A 21,145-nucleotide genomic window follows, 5' to 3' on the forward strand; every position below is an offset into this window, starting at 1 on the left:
TTAATTTCCCCCTGTGCGATATATTTCATCAATAATAGCTGAGACTTGAAGCGCTTCTTGTGGCTTTACTACTAATTCAGCATTTCCTTTACACGCTTCAACGAAATTTTTAGCCTGACTTAAGCTGTAATCATCTTCTCCATCTATCCAAGATGACGTACTGTTCATAAGCATACCGTTTTTGGACGTGTATAGTTCAAACGGAAACACGCTTAAACCGCCCTCTACCCCTGATATGCTTACGTGCTCTTCATCATCTTCGATATTAGCAGCCCAAGAAGTTTCTAAAAGAAGCGACGCTCCATTTTCAAATTTAATATAGGCCGTTACATGATCATCCACACCGAATGTTTCATGATCAAATGCTCCCCATTGATTTAATTGGTTAGGCGTTTTACTCAGGTCATTATATGTACTTCCCAGTACTTCAGTATGCTTTGGGTTTCCCATTAGCCAAAGCGTTAAATCAAGCAAATGGCAGCCGTAATCAATTAAGCTGCCTCCTCCTTGAAGATCTTTGTTCGTAAATACCCCCCAACCGGGAACCTTACGGCGACGCATTGCTCTGACACGTGCAACTAATGGACGCCCTACCTCTGTCATCATTTTTTTTGCAGCCTGCGCTTCTTTCATGAATCGGTAGTGATACGCAATCGCTAACTGCTTACCTGATTCTCTAGCAGCAGCAAGCATTTCTTCACCTTGCTCTTTAGACATCGCCATCGGCTTTTCACATAGAACGTGAACGCCTGCTTTTAGCGCTTCTACTGCAAACTCGGCGTGAAATTTATTAGGTGTACAAATACATACAGCATCCACTTCTTTAAACATATCTTTGTAATCAACAAATACGTGAGGGATATTATGTTCATTGGCTACCTCTGTGGCTCTTTCACTATTAATATCGCTAAGCCCCCAAATCACACATTCATCACCCAGTTGTTTGAATGCCGGGATATGCCTGCTTACAGCAATCCCTCCTGCTCCGATTATGCCAATTCTCACGTTTTTCACCTCTTACACGCGCGTAATTTGTTTCGTTTGACTTGATTTTAAAGCTGCTAAAATAACAGCAAGTGATTTTAATCCTTCTTCACCAGGAACCGGAGATTCTTTATCTTCTGCAACTGCATCTACAAATTGTTCAATGACGTGAGAATTACTTTGTCCGCCTTCATCGTTCGACTGGATTTTTCCTAATTCATAGTTCACCACTTCACCCGTTGCATATTGTGCAACTAATGAATACGTCGGATCGTCCTCTAAACGAAGAATCCCTTTCTCGCCGTAAACAATCGTGGAGTTATCTTCTTTTCCATTGTAAGCCCAGCTTGCCGCAAGCGTCCCGATAATCCCGCTTTCCGTTTTTAATACGCACACAGCATTGTCGTCTACATTTGCAAAGTCTTTTGCATTGCTTTCCACGAATGCACCGACTTCTACAATTTCTTCATTTAATATGTAGCGGAGCATATCGGTTTTATGAACGCCTAAATCCCCCATAGCACCAATAAACGCTTCGTCTTTTTTGAAGAACCAGCTTTCTTTTCCGTCCACGCTCCAGCCTTCAGGACCACCGTGGCCAAAAGCCGTACGGAAACTATAAATTTTACCGATTTCCCCTTTTTCAATAAGTTCACGAGCTTTTTGATGAGAAGCTACAAAGCGCTGATTATGTCCGATCATTAGTTTTTTACCGTTTGTTTTTGCTGCTTCAATCATCGCTTTCGCTTCTTCTTCTGATGTTGCCATCGGCTTTTCACACAGAACATGAACTCCGCTGTTTAACGCTGCAACCGAAATAGGCGCATGAAGATAATTGGGCGTACATACGCTCACTGCTTCCACTGTACCGCTTGCTAAAAGTTCTTCATAGTTTGTGTAGGCTTTTACACCGTACTGCTGTGCTACGCTGTTTGCACGTTCTGTGTTTATATCGCAAACGGCTACTAATTCTACTTGTTCATTCATCTTATATTCTGGTAAGTGACGGTGTTGCGCAATGCTTCCGCACCCAATAACGCCAATTTTTACTTTTGCCATCTTTCCTATCCCCTTTGCTTAAGCATTATTCATTAGTTTTTAACAGCGATTGATTCAAGCGGTTGCGCATTGCCGTAAACAGGACGTTTTCTCTCTGCTGGCTTCGCCCATTTAATAGCATTCATAATGACACGCTGAATGTCTTTGTTATGGTATGTTGGATATGTTTCATGTCCAGGTCTGAAATAAAATACTTTTCCGTTTCCGCGTTTGTACGTGCAGCCGCTTCTGAAAATTTCTCCGCCTTCAAACCAGCTCGTGAAAATCAGTTCATCAGGTGCTGGAATATCAAAGTGCTCTCCGTACATTTCTTCGCGCTCAAGCTCGATAAATTCACCAATACCTTCCACAATCGGATGGCTCGGTTCTACTACCCACAAGCGCTCTTTTTCATCTGCTTCACGCCATTTTAAGTCGCAGCTTGTGCCCATTAGCGTTTTAAAGATCTTGGAAAAGTGACCTGAGTGTAAGACAATAAGCCCCATACCGTCTAGCACGCGCTGCTTTACTTTCTCAACGATGTCATCTTTTACTTCGTCATGTGCTAAATGACCCCACCATACTAAAACATCCGTTTGATTTAATACTTCTTCAGTCAACCCGTGTTCTACTTCGTCTAATGTTGCTGTGTGCGTACGAAATCCTCCTTCTTCTAAGAAAGAAGCGATGGCACCGTGAATGCCTTCAGAGTAAATTTCTCTTACAACCGGATTTTTCTGTTCATGACGATTTTCGTTCCATACTGTAACATTAATCATTTTCATATCCCCTTTTTTTGTGAATGCTAACTTATATCCCCTTTTTTTATCAATGCTAAACTTTGGTTAACCGGTTAACTTACTGTGGTTCACTCGCGCTTAGCAGTCGAATCTCGAATAACAAGTTCAACCGATAATTTTACATGCTGCAGCGTGCTGAAACGGTGTTCGATTGCTTGAATAACAGACGTCGCGGCGACGACTCCTTTGTTAAATACATCTTGACGAATGGTTGTTAGACTTGGAGATGCATAGCTGCTAAACGTGATGTCGTCAAACCCTACGATTGAATAGTCTTGCGGAATTCTTTTCCCCTTTTCTTGCAGTGCTTTCATAATTCCAAGCGCCAGCGTATCAGAGGATGCAAAAACCGCCCGAATATCCTTATGATCTTGCAGCAGCTTGTTCCCTAAATTGTAACCGTTATCAAAGGAACTTTCGTTCACTTCAAAAACAAACGTCTTTGATGGTGTAATGCCCGCTTCTTTTAATGCTTTCTCGTAGCCTATATACCTCTTTTTATCCACTGGACTATTGACGAGGTGATGAGCAACAAAGGCAATTTCTTTATGCCCCAAACTCACTAAATGTGTTGTAGCGAGATATCCTCCATACTCATCGTCTACAGAAATATGATGATAATCACGTTCGTACCTTTCGTATGTATCAACTAGCACAATCGGATTCGATAACGCTTTCATTTTCTCATACAATCGATGCGGGAAGGCTCCTAAAAACAGAAGACCATCAACATTTCTCGTTCGAATCCATTTTAGGCAATCAGCTGGGCTACTCACTCCAGATATGACTAGATCATAACCATGCTTACGGATTACATATTCAATTCCACTAATCATTTCACTGTAATAATGGTTATCTTTAAATATAGTAGAAAGTGAATCATCTGTAAGCGGGAACATCACGCCAATCATATTTGACTTTTGTTTCGAAAGACTAACGGCGGTTAAATTTGGTTCGTAGTTTAATTCTTTTACCGCTGTTAAAATTCGCTCTTTTGTTTCATCGGATACTTTGTTAATTCCGTTCAAGACGTAAGATACTGAAGCTGCAGACACCCCTGCATGCTTTGCTACATCACGAATCGTTATCTTTTCTCCCATAAAATCTCTCCAGTTAAACGGTTAACTATTTACTCGTTCATTATAATTCACTCCTTTATTATCAGTCAACGTATTTTTCAAATTATCTGTTAACTATTATAATATCTTCCTAGATTGGTATGTTTTAAGCAGTGACAAGATGTATTGACACCTGTTAATCTTTGAAACGTACATATAAAGTTCGGTGCACAGCACGCACCGATCCGTGATAAAAGGGGCGTTCAAAAGGATTTCAGGAGGTACTTACTTTATGTTTAAGAAACTAGCAATTATTGGAGCACTAGCAGTTCCTATGTTCGGCATGAGTCACGGGGCAAATGCCGCTGAAACAACCCATCGCGTAAAAGCCGGAGAGACTCTTTACAAGATTGGCGCTGAATACGGCGTTACGGTTAAACAGTTAAAAGAAGCGAATCACAAATCTACCGACTCTATTAATGCAAATGAAACATTAACAATCCCTAACTCTATTAGCGAAAGCGATAAAGAATTGTTAGCTCGCCTTGTACAAGCTGAAGCAAAAGGTGAACCTTACGCTGGCAAAGTGGCTGTAGCAACAGTCGTTTTAAACCGCGTGGATAGCGATTCTTTCCCAAACTCTATTCATGATGTCATTTATCAAGGTACACAGTTTACACCTGTACAAAACGGTGAAATTAATAAAGCAGCGGATGCTGAAGCAAAAAAAGCTGTAAATGAAGCACTAGCGTTTAGAGGTCAAGGAAAAGGTTCGTTATTCTTCTTTAACCCAGATAAAACAAGCGATCAATGGCTTCGTCAAAAACAGGTTACGATTACAATCAGAAATCACGTTTTTGCAAAATAAACAAAAAAAGCACTCAGATGAGTGCTTTTTTTAATATGCAACAAGTAAGCTTAACAGAACAGCTATAATAATAATAGGTAATACGTATTTAACTAGAAAGAACCATACGTTGAATAATTTAGCGCCTTTTGTACTTCCTGAAATAAACTCTTCATACACGGCTTCTTTTTTCATTTTAAATGTCACAAAAATCGCAATGGCTAAACTTCCAAGAGGCAGCATTAAATTGCTCACAAAAAAGTCAGCTACATCAAATATACTTCTGCCAAAAAGTGTGACATGTTTTAGTACACCAAACGAAAGCGCTGATGGGATACCTACTACAAACACAAGAATCCCTGATAAAGAAGCGTAGCGAGTTCGTTTTGTCTGATCGTCTTTAGTTAAAGCAGCTACGATAATTTCCAGCAGTGAAAAAGCAGACGTAAGCGTAGCAAATAGAAATAAAATTAAAAACAGTGCTAAAAAGACGGTGCCAAACGGCATTTTCTCAAATACTGTTGGCAAGACCACAAACAAAAGTCCAGGTCCTTCGGTTGGCTTTAATCCGAATGAAAAAACAGCTGGAAAAATAGCCAAGCCTGCAAGCAGCGAAACAAACAAGTTCAAAATAGCAATGGTGCCCGCTGAACGCGTCAAGCTTACTTTTTTCCCTAAATAAGAGCTATATGTCACCATGCAGGATAATCCTACGCAAAGCGAGAAAAACGACTGACCGAGCGCGTAGAGAACAGATGACCCTGTAATGGCTGAAAAATCCGGTTTTAAAAAGAACTTTACTCCGTCCATAGCTCCGTCTAATGTTAAAGAGCGAACCACGATAATGATAAAACAGATAAATAACAGCGGCATCATGTATTTATTAGCACGCTCTATGCCTTTTTGTACGCCTTTTGAAATAACAAACACTGTAATTAATAAAAACAGCGCCTGTGCACCTAATACCACATAAGGTTGGCTAATGACGGCATTGAACAACGGACCGTACTCTTTTCCGCTTAGCATACCGGTTACGCTCATAATCGTATATAAAATCACCCAGCCGCCAACGACGCTGTAAAAGGAAAGCAAAACGACACAGCTGAGTACTCCCAGCCTGCCAATCCATACCCAAGCGGACTTTGGAGCAATTGCCTTATAAGCACTAATCGCTTCTTTTCCCGTATGTCTTCCAATGATAAATTCTGCCAACAGAAGCGGCAATCCAATAAAAATTGTAAATAAAATAAACAACGCAAAAAATGCTCCACCGCCACTGGTTCCGGTTACGTATGGAAATTTCCATATCGCTCCTAGACCAATTGCTGCCCCAGCAGATGCTAAAATAAAACCGAGGCGTGAAGACCACTGATTTCCTTTACTCATATAATGTTACTCTCTCCTCTTCTAAACTCAAAACTCACCTGATTAGTACTGTACCATAAATGTAGAAGAAAATCATTCCCGTTTTACTTTTTTCTATAAAACGATATCTATATAGAATAGAAAAAATGAAGAAGCAGCTGCCTCTTCATTTTGAGTTTGATGTTTCTATTCAAAAATTATTCTCTGTACGATGATTCGTCTCCACGGTAGGCTTCTTGATTTGATATTTCTTCAATATGCATATGCCCTTCTCTCTCTAAACGAAGAACCGTACGCTCTGCATCTTCATAACTCTCGCACGTCACTTGTTTATATTCCATATCGTCTTTATCTGTGTAAGCCACTAAATATGTTTCCATTTTAACTCCTCCTATATAAACTATATGTAACGTATGTTGCCTTTTTCGTTTATTTCTAAACATATAGGCTCCAAACATAAAGCCTAGCATACTATAATAGCGGAACTTCAATTTAAAAAGTTGAATTTTTCATTATGCACCGATGCAACATGGAGGTTACGCTTATGACATTTATTTTATCATTCGTACCAATTGTTGTTCCTTTTGGTATTTTAATTAGCTTAATTGCTTTTACAGCTGCTTTTTTACAATCAAAAGAGCATCATAAAAAGCTCTAGCTTACAAAAGCTAGAGCTTCTTTTTAAAAACGTCTATAGCGTTTAATCAGTCCCACAATAATAGCAATTGCTAATAAAACAATCGAGATGATAACAGTAATGACAATTGGCTGATTTCCACTTTGTTTCACCGCAATGGCAATATAAGCCCAAATAAAAACAAGCGGATAAACAGCGTCTCGGTTTTTTAATGTAAACATAATGCCCAGCGCAGCCCCTACCAGCAGCATAATAATCGTCCATGCTAATTCATTTAGGCCAAGCAAGTGCTGTATTCCATTTGCTTGAAATACGACAAATACATTAACAATAGTCGCAACAGAAATCCATCCAAGATAAAGCGAAATCGGCAGACGCATAAACCATGTCGTCATCCGAGAATGCTGAATAATGGAATATACAATCATTAATGTGCCTAAAATAAAGAGCATAACTAAAAGGGATAACTTATAGTAATCGTTTTGGAAAATAAAGATCCACGCACTATTTAACAAACAGTTTAGAAAAAACCAAATGCCGATACGTGCATATATTTCCTTTTGATCTTCTCTTGCAAAAAATTGGCGTATAACCCAAATGGTTAATAACAAATAAATAACGCCCCAGATAGCAAAGGCATAACCGGCTGGTGTAAACAACGTAGGAACTTGCGCAGAAGCCTCTGCCGTTGTTTTGCCTCCTATTGGAATCGCATTTGCTAAATAATTCACAAGAAGTGTAATAGCCAAGCCTACTGTATTTAATACAGCATACAAACGAAATTTTGCCATTTTGTTCTCTCCTTTCTTCTATTTATATGGGCATGTTTCGGAGACGAAAACGGCTCTTCCCTTCATTAATACCTCTTCTTCCCTAAAAATATGCATTTTTAAACAAAAATGATTAAAAATAGCTTCAAGAAGCTACCTCTTTAAGAGATAAAAACCGTTAGGGAACAATTTTCCGTAACGCTTTCTATTTTTCAGAATATATGGTAAGTTAAACATAGACTAATAGGAAGTCCACTAGGGGTGCCGACCGGCTGAGACAAGTTTTCTTGATCCCTTTGAACCTGATCTGGCTCATACCAGCGTAGGAAAGTGGCAATGTTCAGTTTTGTACTGTCATTTGCCACTCCGTTTATAAACGGAGTGTTTTTTATTTCCTTTATGTGCTTGTTTGTGACTTCCTCATATTAAAGGAGGATTTTGATGTCATTTTCATCTCAATTAAGACAAGAAGCAAACTATATTTACGAAGCCATTTTTAACCACCCTTTTATTAAAGGAATTGCTGAAGGAGACGTGCCAAAAGAGGCGCTTATTCACTACGTTTCTCAAGACTACGAATACTTAACAGCATTTGTCCGCATTTACGGCGCTGCTTTAACAAAATGCCGCACGCGTACCGAAATGGAAGCCTTTAATGCCGGCATTTCTACGGTATTACATAGTGAAGTACACCCTCATAATAATTTTTGTGAAGTAGCAGGCGTACGCTATGAAGACCTCCACACTGAGGCTCTTTCACCAACGGCCAGCCACTACATTAACCATATGACAAGCGTTGCGCATACAGGCAGCTTAGCGGAAATCATTGCCGTGCTTCTTCCATGTCCGTGGACGTACGTTGAAATTGGCCAGCGCATTACAGAACAAGTAAATCCATCTCCTTCTCATCCTTTTTATGAATGGATTCAGTTTTATAATAATGAAGAAATGAATGGCACAACACAATGGTTTTGTAACAAGCTTGATGAACTCGCCGAACAAGCGACTGAAGAAGAACGTAATCGTATGAAAGATCACTTTATCAAAAGCTGTGAGCTGGAGTATTTATTTTGGGAAATGGCGTATACACAAGAAAAATGGCCGCTTTCTCAGCTTTCACTTTCAAAATAACGAAAAAGCCTCCTATCAGGAGGCTTTTTATTTCAATAATTTTTTAATCATTTTCAAGTTTTGTTTCTCTGAAGGATAGCGGAATGACAAATCAAACTTGGTTGTTTGAGACAGCATGCTTTTAAAATGAGAAAATGTCTGAAAGCTGTCTTTTCCATGATATTGGCCCGTACCGCTTTCTCCAACTCCGCCAAAGGGTAAATATGGCGTAGCGATATGCATAAGCGTATCATTTATACAGCCTCCTCCAAATGAAAGACGCTCCGTTATGACATTTTGTACATTTGCACTTTCCGTAAACAAGTAAAGAGCTAACGGCTTAGCTTTTTCTTGAACTTTATGAATAACTTCGTCTAGCGTTTCGTATTCAATCATAGGAAGAATAGGCCCAAAAATTTCTTCTTGCATAACGTCTGATGTCCAGCTTACTTCACTTAACACCGTAGGTTCTATTGTGAGCGTACTTTTATTATACCCGCCTCCAACTATAGCGTTTCCGTCTTTTAAAAACTCAACTAGCCGAATAAAATGGCGCTCACTGACAATACGGCCGTAGCGCTCACTTTCAAGCGGATTACTACCGTAAAATTGATAAATCGCTTCGCGAAGTTTCTCCACTAGCTGCGCTTTTACCTTTTTATGCACGAGCAAATAATCGGGAGCAACGCACGTTTGGCCTGCATTCATTCCTTTGCCAAACATAATTCGCTTCGCTGCAAGATCTAGGTTTGCATCTTCATGTACAATGCACGGACTTTTTCCTCCTAGCTCCAGCGTGACGGGAATAAGCTGCTTTCCTGCTTCTTGCATAATAATTTTCCCTACATTTACACTTCCCGTAAAGAAAATATAATCGAGGGGCTGTTTTAAAAGCATGCTCGTCGTGTCTACAGCGCCTTCAATCACCGTCACAAATGCGGGATCAAAAGCCTCAGCTAGTAATTCTTGTATAACCCGAGATACGCTAGGCGTTAATTCAGAAGGCTTTATAATCGCCGTGTTTCCAGCGGCAATCGCTCCTACTAAAGGAGACAGCGCTAATTGAAACGGATAATTCCACGGAGCAATAATTAACGCGACTCCATACGGTTCAGGCACAATTTTCCCTTTAGAGCCCACGTGTGTTAAAGCGGTTTTTACTTTTTTAGGCTTCATCCATTTTACTAAATGCTTAAGCGTAAACCGAATTTCCTCTAGTAAAATCCCAATTTCCGACGTGTACGCCTCTACTTCAGATTTATTCAAGTCTTGTTTTAAAGCATCCATAATTCTCTGCTCGTTTTGTTTTACTGCGTCTCTGAGCTTATTCAGCGCTTGAATGCGGCTGCTGATGCTCTTTGTCTTTTGTGCATAGAAATACTGCTTTTGTGTAGAGACAATATGTTCAATGACCGTTTCATCTGTGATATAGAATTGCTCGTGGTTCATCTCTTTCATCTCCCTATAAACATTCAGCTTCAACTGTAGCAAGCAAGCTTTTTAATAGCTCAACTGCCTCGTTTAAAGCCAATGAATAATATCTCTGCGTTCCTTTTTGCTCAATTTGCACAAGCTTTTGATCACGTAAAATTTTTAAATGATGAGAAATTGCCGGTCGTGATAAAGTAGACTCGTTTGCAATTTCATTAACGGTTAAAGGCTCTTTTTCCGCGAGCAGCAAAATAATATCTTGTCTTGCTGAATCACTTAGAGCCTGAAAAATAGGAATGCTGGCACGAAATAACTCCACTGCTTTTTCACTCATAAATATTCTCCTTTATTTAATTTCTTGTGTTCTGCGGACAACGGATGAAAGCCACTTTCTTGGTACAAAGCGCGGGATGAAGGTGGCGAGACGAAACTGTACTCCTGGTACGATAACCGTCTGCCCTTTCATAAATTTTTTATAGCCCGCTTTAGCAACTGCTTCTACATCCATTGCACCGCTTTGAAAAAGCTTGGAATTGCTCAGCTGAGCCCGGTCGCTAAAACCCGTTTTAGTTGGACCCGGGCATAGAGCACTTACCGTTACATTGGTACCTCTTAATTCATTTTCAAGGGCCTCTGTGAAAGATAATACGTACGCTTTTGTTGCGTAATACACTGTCATAAGCGGACCCGGCATAAATGCAGCAACGGACGCAATGTTTAAAATTTTCCCGTGATTTCTTTTGACCATATCGGGTAAAAATAATTTTGTTAAATGAGTTAATGCTCGGATATTTAAGTCAATCATGTTTAACTCTTCATCTAAAGCTGTTTCAATAAATTTACCGTATAGTCCAAAACCTGCATTGTTCACTAAATAATCAACGTGCATTTCTTTATTTTTAAGTTCTTCATACAGTGACTGTATCTCTTCTTCTCTTGATAAATCCTTTACAACCGTTATCACGTCAATATTATAAGTAGATTTTAAATTCTCTCTAATCGCTGTTAGTTTATCAGCACTTCTGGCAACTAAAATTAAAGAATGGCCATCCTTTGCGAATTGATAAGCTAACTCTTTACCTATTCCTCCGGACGCACCGGTGATGAGCGCATAATGCTGTGACATAGTGTTCACTCCTTATGTTTATATGTTCAAGAACTTAAACATTTAAACTTATCTTATAGGATTCATTTTTTCCCGTCAACTGTTTTCTATACTCTCCTTTTCTTTTATGTTTTCCATTTTTGCCATTTGCGCATTTCTGTACATTTTTTTACAAAATATGCGTTTTCTTTACATAGAAGGCTAATGTCGTCTAGTTTTGACAACCTTTGTCACCTAGCAGGAAAACAAGTGAAGATATGGTGAATACAACATACAACAAATAATCCATTACATAGTTGGATGAAAATAGATAAGGGAGGAAATGAAAAATGATGGAGACGTATACAATTAAAAAAGTAAGTGATCAATTAGAGGTAGAAAAGAAAACGTTAAAACAATGGGAAAAATTATTGGGCAGCTATTTAACAATTGAACGAGTAGATGGGGCCCGTGTCTATACAGAGGAACAAATTGAATTATTTAATGATATTAAACAGCTGTTTGATGAACAATGTACGTTAGATGAAGTCAAAGAATACGTTCAGCTGCTAATAAAGGAACAAGAAGAGCAGGAGCATTTAGTGATGGAATCAGAGGCAGCGGTTTCAAAAGAAGAAGAACCAGCAAAGTTGAAAACTGCTAAAAAAGAAAACGTCATTGATTTTCAAGAACACTCCAATAAACAAATGAAGCAAGAAAAGAAAAAAGCTGCTGAAAAGCAGGAAAGCATTTCAGAGAATAAGCAAGAGAAGACCCCTCCTATACCTGAAGCACGATTAGCTACTGAAGAAGAAAAGCAGGCTATTTCTGCTTCTATTGAAGAACCAAAACCAAACGACCTTGTCGTGAATGAAAAAGAGCTGCTTCAAGGGGAACTAGTAGAAGCTGTTCGCCGCTATGAAGATGTGTTTGAAGTACTTGATACGTTTAAAGCTGATTTGTTAAAAGAAATGCGAGAAGGAATGCGAAATGAAGTTCGGGAAGAAATTGTCGGAGAAGTAAAAAAAGAGCTTGAAAAAAGTGCTACTCAAACTGTAGAAATGGTGGAGTCGGTCGGGGCATATATCTCTGAGTCTTCAGAACGCAGCGCAAGAGATGTAGAAAATATGTCTAAAAAAATTATCCGTTCTAACGAAAAATCGTTTGATGAAGTCACTTCTTTGATTGAAGATTATTCAACAATTGCGGAAGAAAAAACAGAGGATATGCGCCTGTTCATGAAAGATGTCATGGAGAATGCGGATGAATCCTCTAAAGAAATGCAGTATTTATTAGACCGATTCTCAAGCAATTCTACCGTTGCAATGAATCAAGTAAAATTTATGGTTGAAAAATTAAATAATTCTTCAACTAATACGACAGAAGAGCTTCGTGATTTAATTGATTCGATGAATGAAGAACGAGTCTATTATTTGAAAGAAATGGAGAAAGAGCGTAAGCTTCATCGTCAAAGCGTAGCTGAACGCGAAGAAATGTTTAGTGATTTTGTCCAAACCTTTAGACAAACCGCCGCTGCTGATATGAAGCGAAAACGGAAGTGGTGGAAGCTGTTTCTCTCCTGAAAACACCGGCCCTATGATAATAGGGCCGGTGTTTTTTGATGGTATAAGCACTAGTAGTTTGTCCGGACGAAACGTTAAGGTAACCTATGCTGATGAGACGTTATACTTTGAAAAGCATGATAGCCGCTTACCGATACGCCTATAGTTCCCGCTCCCGGAAACACTGTATCTCCGCATAACCACAGCCCTTGTAAGCCAGATCGATGCGAAATGCTGTTGAACAAAGCATGATCTAACGTTTGCGGAAAGCCACCCACTCCGCCGTTTGGGCGAGAAGTGAACCTTTCCCATGCTTTAGGAGCTCCTGAAATTTGATGCTCTGCTTCTTCAATGTTAGGAATGATGGTTTTAATTCCTGCTATCATTTTTTTCTCAAGAACTTGTTTTTGAACATCATAGGTTTCCTTGTTACTCCACTTGCTAAGCTCAATGTGAGTAGATGCTGTAATTGTACGTTTGCCTTCCGGCGCACGAAAACGATCGTCAGGATGAGACACGGAGATAAATAAATGATTTCCTTCCGTCATCTCGCCTTGTTCGGATTGAAGCACTTGCTGAAACAACTCTACCTTCTGCGGAAGATCTCTTTCATCAATCGCAACATACATCGAAAACGTTCCCCACTGCGGAAGCTCGCTTTTTTCTTTGGCCCTCTTATGGATATGTTGGTAATCTTCATCATGCAGTAAAGACTTTAAGCTTTGAATTGGCGCGTTGCATACAACGTCTGAAGCGCGGTAGCGGTTACCTCTATGATCATGCACGATCCACTCGTCGTTATCACGCTCTATCTTTACTACTTTCCTTCCTAGAGTCGTTTTTCCTCCGTTGGCTTTAATAGATTTTTGCAGGGCTTCTGCGACTTTGTATAAGCCACCGTTCACATAGAAAGCTCCTTCGTGATAAATATCCAACGCTAGACATCCGATAAGCATTGAACAGTTCTCACTCGTTGTCTGCATGCTGTCTATTAATTGACCATCAATAAAATGAATAAAGTCCGTTTCGTCTAGCAACCTGTGTTTTTTTAGTAAATGACTAAACGATCGATGAAAATAAGGTAATAACTTCACAGACCCAAGATTTAACGAACTTACCAGCCTACTCCACTCACCGATTGTGAGAGGAGGAAGAACCGGCAGCGGCCGCATGAGCTTGCGAATTTCTTTTGCAACTCTAAAAATACTTTCATAGAAGCTCCTAATATTCTTCGCTTTATGAGGAAATTGTTTTTGAAGATACGAAATATGCTGATACCGGTCTTGATAATAAATTAGTGTACGATGTGGAAGATGAACTTTCATGATTTTCTCAAGAGAAATCTTTTCAATTTCTAGGCCCAGGTATGTGCTGATTCGCTCATGGATCCCTCCGCGCTCAAATCCCATTCCAAGCGTCGCTCCGACAGGAAATGTATAGAGATGGCGCTGGAATTTCCCGGCACAGCCTCCCCACTCTCGAGAAGCTTCTAAAACCGTCACTTCATAGCCATGTTTAGCTAAAAGCGCTCCCGCTGTTAACCCACCTATTCCTCCACCTATTACAACAACTTGCTTATGCATGTTTTCACCTTCTTTAACTCTTTCTTCTATTGTGCAAAAAAAAGAAGCTCACCGCAATTTAGAAGCGGCTCGTTACGGCAATAAAAAAGCTGTGAATGATCTCACAGCTTTTTGGCTTATTTCGTAATCACTCCACAAACAATTCGATCTCCTGAGTTTCCTGAAGGATCTGTTGTGTAATCGTCTACTTTATCATGTATCACTAATGCCGACCCATCCATATCTATAAGAGAATTCGGCTTTCCTTCTTGCAACGTCACAAGAGAAGCAAAAATTTCGGTATCTACTTTTCCATTTGGCGCAACTTCTAAGTTGGGCAAGTCACCCGCATGCGGGCCTTTTGTATTTTTAAAGCCGTGTTCACGTTTAAAAGGATTAAAATGGGCCCCTGATGTTTTGAAATCCGGCACCTCACATTTTCCTATTTCATGAATATGAAATCCATGTCTCCCGGGTGAAAGACCTTGAGCAGTTAATTTAATTTGCACACCGTTCTTTGCTTCTGTCAGCGTAGCCTCTCCTACTTTTTTGCCTGACGTATTCGTTAAATCTACTTTAACAGGTCCTACCGATACCTCGCTCGTTTCTTTCGCTTCCTCGGTTTTCAGGTGGTTTTCATGAGCGTTATTTTGCTCTTTTACCATGCTGCATGCTCCTAACAATAACAGAACAAAGACTACGCATCCGTTCATTATCAACTTTTGCATCCGTGATTCCTCCTTTTGCTTATTTATCACCATCCTTTCACTATTTTCCTTTTTTTAGACATCAAAAATAAGATTGAGACATACGTTCACCTTACCAAAGAAAAAATCCGAACGAGTTGGATTCTTAATAAAGAACCTCAATTCATCGTTCGGATTTTCCTTCAACTAAAATACTTTGTTTTAACGTCTTACTTTTGTTTAAAGTTGTATTCTTTTTCCGTTCCGTTTGAAAAACGAACTTCTAATTCAAACGACTGAAAATCTTTTTTTAGGCCAAACGCATCGATTACTTCCTTTTTTACATCTTCATCGGGGGTGCGCTGATCAAAATTTAACTTTTTAAATGTTGAAGATAATTTATTAAACGCTTTGTCTCCGTTCAAGTGCTCATCGTTAATATTATCATCCACTTTGGCTTCTATCTCATCGTTTTCATTTTCATAGTCAGCTTCATAATCATTATTAAGTCCCTTGTAGTCTACTTCTAAATCAAATTTTGAAAAGTTAAAAGATGTGTTTTCACTTTGATTATCATAGCTCATCGGCGTTCCGCCATTTGTCACGCCTTGTTTATTTTGAGCTTCTCTCGCGGGTGCTGCATCATCATTGTGACATGCTGAAAGTACGCTCATACCTATAAGGGAAAAGAATATGAAAAAGGGTCTTTTCTTCACTGTATTTCCTCCTTCGACTTCACTCTTCTTTCCCTTTATGTCCACAAATTCAATTTATATACGCCTTCACTAGAAAACCCCGCTCTCTAAAAAGAAAGCGGGGTTTTTCGTCTTGTTTATTTTACATTAGAATAAGAAATACTGTACATGCTGTTAAAATACGTATTATAAAGAGCTTGAACAGCACGGTCTAAAGCGTCTGCTTTCACACCAAACATCATGCTTACCTCAGAAGAACCTTGGTTAATCATTTCAAGATTCACTTCAGCACGAGCAAAAGCTTCTGTAGCTTTCGCAGCAATTCCTACTGTGCTATTCATTCCCTCTCCTACTACCATAACCATAGCAAGATCACGTTCAATAAAGATTTCATCTACTTCAAGTTCTTTTTCAATTCGAGCAAATACGCGTTTTTCCACATCTGGCGTAAGCTGATGCTCGCGCATGATGACAGAGATATTATCAATTCCTGAAGGAGTATGTTCGTATGAAATACCTTCATCTTCTAAAATTTCAAGCAATCTTCTGCCAAAACCAATTTCACGGTTTAATAAGTATTTGCTCACATGAATATTGCAAAAACCTTTGTCCCCAGCGATTCCAACTACTGGCGTATCGCCGTGAGGGCGCTCAGCTACAATGAATGTACCTTTTGCTTCAGGATTATTTGTATTCTTTACACATACAGGAATGCCTAGTTTATAAACCGGCTCTAGCGCTTCATCATGGAAGACAGAAAAACCTGCATAGGATAGTTCACGCATTTCTCTGTATGTGACTTCTTTCATTTCATGAGGCTTTTCCACAAGTCTTGGATCTACGCTGTAAATAGCATCTACGTCAGTAAAGTTTTCATACAAGTCAGCTTTTACTCCTGCTGCTACAATTGAACCTGTAATATCTGACCCACCGCGCGAGAACGTAACCATGTTCCCTTCTTCAGAGTAGCCAAAAAATCCTGGAATCACCAAAATGCCCGAACGCTCTCTTAGCTGCGGCAGTTTTTCATAAGACAGCGGAAGCACTCTTGCTCTTCCTGGTTCATCAGAAACAAAAATACCTGCTTCTTTTGGATTTACATAATGAGCTTCAAACCCTAAATGGTTTAAATAAGCAGCCATTACCTTTGCGTTATTATCTTCTCCACTTGCTTTGAGACAATCTAATAAGCGAAACGGATCGTTTTTATGTAAATCAATAAGTGATTGTAAATTCGCAATAATATCAGTAATAATCGTTTCTGGCATAGACAAGTCAACCACAATTTCACGATAGCGATCGATTACTTGCCCAAACTCATCGACGTAATCTTCTCCAAGCTGTATTTTGGCAGAAAGTGCGATTAACAAATCTGTCATTTTTGTATCTTCTCCGTATCGCTTGCCCGGAGCTGATACAACTACCAGCTTTCTCTCTTTATCAGACGTTACAATATGCGCAACCTGTTTAAATTTCTCTGCGCTTGCAACTGAACTCCCGCCAAACTTCGCAACCTTCATGTTTGAGACACTTCCTTACTTTGTTTTTAATATTCGATTATTGTACCATATTTTATCAAGTAGAAAAGCTTATCTATCTAACTTTTCTAAAAATTAAAGGAATACTACCGTAATTGTACTCTCATAAAGAACAAATGTCTACCACAAAAACACAAAAAGACTGATTTTACATGATGTAAAATCAGTCTTTTTGTGTTATTCTGCTTTTGGTTTTTTTAATACACCTACAAGGACCGCTGTCACAATGGCACCAATTAAAATTGCTAGTGCATATAAAAGAGGATTTCCTTGTACAATTCCGATAACGAATACACCGCCGTGTGGTGCTGGTAAACCGATGTGGAACATCATTGTTAAAGCACCTGCTACTGCAGCACCGATAACCGATGCGGGAATAACACGGCCTGGGTCAGCTGCTGCGAATGGAATCGCACCTTCTGTGATAAATGAAAGACCCATTACATAACACGTTTTACCTGTTTCACGCTCTTGGCGAGTAAATTTGTTTTTGAACAAAGTTGTCGCAATAGCCATACCTAGTGGCGGAACCATACCGCCTGCCATAATCGCTGCGTGTGGAGCATAGTTTCCAGCATCAATCATTGCGATACCAAATGTAAAGGCTGCCTTATTAATAGGACCACCCATATCAATAGCCATCATACCGCCTAAGATAATACCTAATAATACTAAGTTACCCGTGCCAAATCCACTTAACCAGTGCGTTAACCCTTTGTTAATTGCACTAACTGGCTCATTTACAACATAAAGCATAATCAATCCTGAGATAAAAATCCCAAATAGCGGATAAAGAAGAACTGGCTTAATTCCATCAAGAGCTTGCGGCAGGACGCTGAACAATTTCTTTAATCCCACTACTACATAACCCGCTAAGAAACCAGCGATTAAACCACCTAAGAAACCGCCTCCGCCAGAAGCTGCTAAAAGACCTGCAACCATACCAGGAGCTAAACCAGGACGATCAGCAATACTCATTGCAATGAACCCTGCTAGTACCGGTACTAGTAAAAAGAATGCATTATCTCCGCCAATTGTTTTTAGCGCCGCTGCAAACGCATTGTACGTTGGATCTTTCGGTTCTGCTGAGTGAATACCAAACATAAATGAAATGGCGATTAAGATCCCGCCCCCTACAACAAACGGAAGCATTGCTGATACACCGCTCATTAGGTGTTTGTAAAACCCTGTACGCTCTGATCCTTTACTTTCTCCGCCTTCTTTGCTGCCACCGCCGCCGCTGTATACAGGAGCGTCTCCTTTTAACGCGCGGTTAATTAATTCTTCGGGCTTACGAATTCCTTCAGCTACTGGAACTTGAATAACTTTTTTACCTGCAAAACGTTCCATTTCTACTTGCTTGTCCGCTGCAACAATAATAGCGGTAGCGTTTTCAATTTCTTCCTTCGTTAACGCGTTTTTAACACCGCTGGAACCATTTGTTTCAACTTTGAGCGTCACGTTCATGTCTTTCGCTTTTGCTTTTAGGCTATCCGCTGCCATATACGTGTGGGCAATTCCCGTTGGACAAGCCGTTACAGCAAGCACTAATTGATCTGAAGCTGTATCCACTTCTTCTTCCGGCGCTTCATTTTCAGTTTCTTTATCATCAATTGCTTTAATGACTTCATCAATTGATGATGCTGTTAGCAACGTTTTTCGGAACGATTCGTCCATTAATAACGTAGACAAACGAGATAATGTTTCTAAGTGAGCATTATTCGCGCCTTCACTCGCTGCAATCATGAAGAATAAATGTGCAGGCTGTCCGTCTAATGATTCATAATCAATACCTTCTGTTGAGCGTCCAAATGCAATGGCCGGTGTTTTTACCGAGCTTGTTTTTGCATGCGGAATGGCAATGCCTTCCCCAATTCCCGTTGTACTTTGAGATTCACGATTTAAAATTGCTTCTTTATAGCCAGCTCGGTCGCTTAAGCGACCAGCTTCGTCTAATTTTCCAACTAACTCATCAATAACATCAGCTTTTGACGTGCTTTTTAAATCAAGAATGATTGTATCTTTTTTTAATAGTTCTGTAATTCTCATTCTCGGTTCCCCCTACTCTACCTTTGTGATTGACACTTGTTCACGAAGCGTCTTTACATCTTCTGCTGTACATAATTCAAGTGAGAATGCTGTGGCACTTCCTGAAGCAACTCCTGTTTGAAAGGCTTCTAATAAATCCCCTTGCTTTACATAAGAAGCAATAAATCCAGCTACAAGTGAATCGCCAGCTCCAACAGAATTTTTCACTGTTCCTTTAGGGACTGTGGCACTGTAGACACCGCTTTCGTTAATAAGAAGTGCTCCATCGCCTGCCATGGATACAACGACGTTTTGCGCTCCTTGTTCCACAAGCTTTTTACCGTATACTAGCGCATCTTCTGCACTGTTTACTTCTACATCAAACAATTCTGCAAGTTCATGATGATTTGGTTTGATAAAAAACGGCTTGTGAGACACGACGTCTAGCAAGGTTTTTCCACTTGCATCTACTACTACTTTTACTCCGTTCGCTGCTGCTAGTTCCGTTAACGTTTCATACACAGAACTCGGAAGCGTTTTCGGTATACTTCCTGCTAATACGAAGATATCGCCTTCAGTCATTTGCTTTACTTGAGTCAATAAAGACTGAAGCGCTTCGTCTGTAATAGCAGGTCCTTGACCGTTAATTTCTGTTTCTTTTTCCGTTTTTAACTTTACGTTAATGCGGGTATCTCCATCAACTCTTGTAAAAGCTGTTTCAATATTCTCCGCTTTTAAGTAGTCTTCGATATAGGTTCCTGTAAAGCCGGCTACAAAACCGAGAGCTTTATTATCAACATCTAATCGCTTTAAAACGCGAGAGACGTTAATGCCTTTCCCTCCTGGAAACTTGGCTTCATTCGTTGTGCGATTAAGTCCGCCTTCTTCGAATGCTGAAACATGTACTACGTAATCAACGGATGGGTTCAACGTACATGTATAAATCATGATTTCACAACCTTTATGTCTGTTTTGTTTGCATACTGTATAAGTACATCACTAGGTACGTCATTTGTTATAATTTTTGCTTCATGTAAATCGGCTATTTTCGCAAAACTTGTTTCAAAAAACTTAGTAGAATCTGATAAAATATAAGATTCTCTAGAAAGCTTCATTGCCGTTTGCTTGATCAATGCTTCTTCTGGATCAGGAGTTGTATATCCATATTGATGATGAATCCCATTCGCTCCCATAAAGCACTTATCAAAACGATACTGCTCAAGACTTAAAAGAGCTCCATTGCCAATTAAAGCGCCCGTTTTATGTTTAACAGATCCTCCAATTAAATAGAGGGTGATACCTTGTTCTAACATCGGGTTTAAATGCATTAAACCATTTGTCACGACAACTACATCTTTTTGCTTCAAAAAAGGAATCATTTCATACGTTGTAGTTCCTGCATCTAAAAAAATACAGTCACCTTCATTTATAATGGAAGCCGCATACTCTGCAATGTTTCGTTTATCTTGAATATTTTTAGCAGATTTTTCGATAACGCTCAGTTCGATTCGTTTACTGCGAATAAGCGAAGCGCCACCGTGAACACGTTTGAGCATTTGCTCTTCTTCTAGTTGACTTAAGTCTCTTCTAATTGTGGATTCCGAAGCGCCTGTAACTTCGATAAACTCTTGCACTTTTACAAGTTCTTTCTCTTTTAAAAGTTTTAAGATTAGTTGATGTCTCTCCGGCGTTAACATGTTCTAGCTCCTTTTTCAAAAAAGCGTTTTCATTTATTTCATGTACTTACTTTATCACGGTTTACATTCAAAATCAATCATAAAAAATCAAAAACATTCATTTTTTTAATTACAAAATAAAGTTTTTTGAACGAACAATTAGATTTGCATTTGTTTTGATAATAGTTTATACAAAAGGAAATAAGCTGGTAATTCAAGAATTTGTCTACTTTTCTCATTATATGTAAAGGTTTTCTTGCAACTAATTAACTTT

20 protein-coding genes and 1 riboswitch are annotated in these 21,145 nt (G+C 39.4%); of the genes, 3 read left to right on the forward strand and 17 right to left on the reverse strand.

Features of this window, described 5'->3' with window-relative positions; translation table 11 throughout:
• The 4 genes from ACRPLQ_RS12045 to ACRPLQ_RS12060 form a co-directional block, all read right to left on the reverse strand.
• A complete protein-coding gene (locus tag ACRPLQ_RS12045) occupies positions 1-1,005 on the reverse strand; it encodes a Gfo/Idh/MocA family protein (RefSeq protein ID WP_165635970.1) in 1,005 nt (334 codons plus the stop codon).
• 12 nt (positions 1,006-1,017) lie between these two features.
• A complete protein-coding gene (locus tag ACRPLQ_RS12050; RefSeq protein WP_033578851.1) occupies positions 1,018-2,043 on the reverse strand; it encodes a Gfo/Idh/MocA family protein in 1,026 nt (341 codons plus the stop codon).
• Between the two features lie 32 nt (positions 2,044-2,075).
• The gene (locus ACRPLQ_RS12055) at positions 2,076-2,801 is read right to left on the reverse strand and encodes a ThuA domain-containing protein (protein ID WP_028413517.1); all 726 of its coding nucleotides are present in this window, start codon (positions 2,799-2,801) and stop codon (positions 2,076-2,078) included.
• A gap of 89 nt (positions 2,802-2,890) precedes the next feature.
• Positions 2,891-3,922, reverse strand: coding sequence for a LacI family DNA-binding transcriptional regulator (locus ACRPLQ_RS12060; RefSeq protein ID WP_034265726.1), 1,032 nt, complete (start codon positions 3,920-3,922; stop codon positions 2,891-2,893).
• Between the two features lie 250 nt (positions 3,923-4,172).
• Here ACRPLQ_RS12060 and ACRPLQ_RS12065 point away from each other — a divergent pair, with 250 nt between their 5' ends.
• The gene (locus ACRPLQ_RS12065) at positions 4,173-4,748 is read left to right on the forward strand and encodes a cell wall hydrolase (RefSeq protein ID WP_432236015.1); all 576 of its coding nucleotides are present in this window, start codon (positions 4,173-4,175) and stop codon (positions 4,746-4,748) included.
• A gap of 30 nt (positions 4,749-4,778) precedes the next feature.
• Here the strand turns inward: ACRPLQ_RS12065 and ACRPLQ_RS12070 are convergent, their stop codons facing one another.
• The 3 genes from ACRPLQ_RS12070 to ACRPLQ_RS12080 all read right to left on the reverse strand — a co-directional run bounded on the left by ACRPLQ_RS12070 (position 4,779) and on the right by ACRPLQ_RS12080 (position 7,520).
• On the reverse strand, positions 4,779-6,113 hold the full coding sequence (locus ACRPLQ_RS12070) for a sodium-dependent transporter (RefSeq protein WP_432236016.1): 1,335 nt from the start codon (positions 6,111-6,113) through the stop codon (positions 4,779-4,781).
• A 176-nt stretch (positions 6,114-6,289) separates the two neighbouring features.
• Entirely contained in the window at positions 6,290-6,472 is a 183-nt protein-coding gene (locus tag ACRPLQ_RS12075; RefSeq protein WP_013056847.1) for a hypothetical protein, read from the reverse strand.
• A gap of 301 nt (positions 6,473-6,773) precedes the next feature.
• Complete coding sequence (locus ACRPLQ_RS12080; RefSeq protein WP_028413520.1) at positions 6,774-7,520, reverse strand: TspO/MBR family protein; 747 nt, start codon at positions 7,518-7,520, stop codon at positions 6,774-6,776.
• Between the two features lie 226 nt (positions 7,521-7,746).
• A riboswitch (TPP riboswitch) is annotated at positions 7,747-7,845 on the forward strand.
• Positions 7,846-7,940: 95 nt separating this feature from the next.
• On the opposite strand from ACRPLQ_RS12080, the gene tenA reads away from it, so the two are divergent.
• Positions 7,941-8,630: a thiaminase II gene (gene tenA / locus ACRPLQ_RS12085; protein ID WP_028413521.1), complete on the forward strand. Its 690-nt coding sequence runs from the start codon at positions 7,941-7,943 to the stop codon at positions 8,628-8,630.
• Between the two features lie 27 nt (positions 8,631-8,657).
• Here tenA and ACRPLQ_RS12090 read toward each other — a convergent pair whose 3' ends face one another.
• From ACRPLQ_RS12090 to ACRPLQ_RS12100, 3 genes are read right to left on the reverse strand one after another with little or no spacing between them, the layout of a single operon-like run.
• Positions 8,658-10,058 carry an aldehyde dehydrogenase gene (locus ACRPLQ_RS12090; protein ID WP_432236017.1) on the reverse strand — a complete coding sequence of 467 codons (1,401 nt, stop codon included), beginning with the start codon at positions 10,056-10,058 and terminating at the stop codon, positions 8,658-8,660.
• A 13-nt stretch (positions 10,059-10,071) separates the two neighbouring features.
• Positions 10,072-10,374, reverse strand: coding sequence for an ArsR/SmtB family transcription factor (locus ACRPLQ_RS12095; RefSeq protein ID WP_033578848.1), 303 nt, complete (start codon positions 10,372-10,374; stop codon positions 10,072-10,074).
• Positions 10,375-10,386: 12 nt separating this feature from the next.
• Positions 10,387-11,166: an SDR family NAD(P)-dependent oxidoreductase gene (locus tag ACRPLQ_RS12100; RefSeq protein ID WP_028413524.1), complete on the reverse strand. Its 780-nt coding sequence runs from the start codon at positions 11,164-11,166 to the stop codon at positions 10,387-10,389.
• 308 nt (positions 11,167-11,474) lie between these two features.
• Here ACRPLQ_RS12100 and ACRPLQ_RS12105 point away from each other — a divergent pair, with 308 nt between their 5' ends.
• The gene (locus tag ACRPLQ_RS12105; protein ID WP_028413525.1) at positions 11,475-12,707 is read left to right on the forward strand and encodes a helix-turn-helix domain-containing protein; all 1,233 of its coding nucleotides are present in this window, start codon (positions 11,475-11,477) and stop codon (positions 12,705-12,707) included.
• 74 nt (positions 12,708-12,781) lie between these two features.
• Here ACRPLQ_RS12105 and ACRPLQ_RS12110 read toward each other — a convergent pair whose 3' ends face one another.
• The 7 genes from ACRPLQ_RS12110 to ACRPLQ_RS12140 form a co-directional block, all read right to left on the reverse strand.
• A complete protein-coding gene (locus ACRPLQ_RS12110) occupies positions 12,782-14,269 on the reverse strand; it encodes a phytoene desaturase family protein (RefSeq protein ID WP_182028886.1) in 1,488 nt (495 codons plus the stop codon).
• 116 nt (positions 14,270-14,385) lie between these two features.
• Positions 14,386-14,976, reverse strand: coding sequence for a superoxide dismutase family protein (locus tag ACRPLQ_RS12115; protein ID WP_432236018.1), 591 nt, complete (start codon positions 14,974-14,976; stop codon positions 14,386-14,388).
• 188 nt (positions 14,977-15,164) lie between these two features.
• Entirely contained in the window at positions 15,165-15,650 is a 486-nt protein-coding gene (locus ACRPLQ_RS12120) for a YusW family protein (RefSeq protein ID WP_028413528.1), read from the reverse strand.
• Positions 15,651-15,766: 116 nt separating this feature from the next.
• On the reverse strand, positions 15,767-17,149 hold the full coding sequence (locus ACRPLQ_RS12125) for an aspartate kinase (protein ID WP_028413529.1): 1,383 nt from the start codon (positions 17,147-17,149) through the stop codon (positions 15,767-15,769).
• Positions 17,150-17,344: 195 nt separating this feature from the next.
• Positions 17,345-19,216, reverse strand: coding sequence for a PTS fructose transporter subunit IIABC (locus ACRPLQ_RS12130; RefSeq protein WP_028413530.1), 1,872 nt, complete (start codon positions 19,214-19,216; stop codon positions 17,345-17,347).
• 12 nt (positions 19,217-19,228) lie between these two features.
• Positions 19,229-20,143 (reverse strand): 1-phosphofructokinase, encoded by a 915-nt coding sequence (pfkB, locus tag ACRPLQ_RS12135; protein WP_028413531.1) that lies wholly within the window; start codon positions 20,141-20,143, stop codon positions 19,229-19,231.
• Positions 20,140-20,892 (reverse strand): DeoR/GlpR family DNA-binding transcription regulator, encoded by a 753-nt coding sequence (locus tag ACRPLQ_RS12140; RefSeq protein WP_028413532.1) that lies wholly within the window; start codon positions 20,890-20,892, stop codon positions 20,140-20,142. Before ACRPLQ_RS12140 ends, pfkB begins: the two co-directional genes overlap by 4 nt.
• Positions 20,893-21,145 lie beyond the last annotated feature (253 nt).

The organism is Priestia sp. TRN 1309, assembly GCF_050846875.1.
In the GTDB taxonomy this organism is placed as follows: Bacteria; Bacillota; Bacilli; order Bacillales; family Bacillaceae_H; genus Priestia; species Priestia zanthoxyli.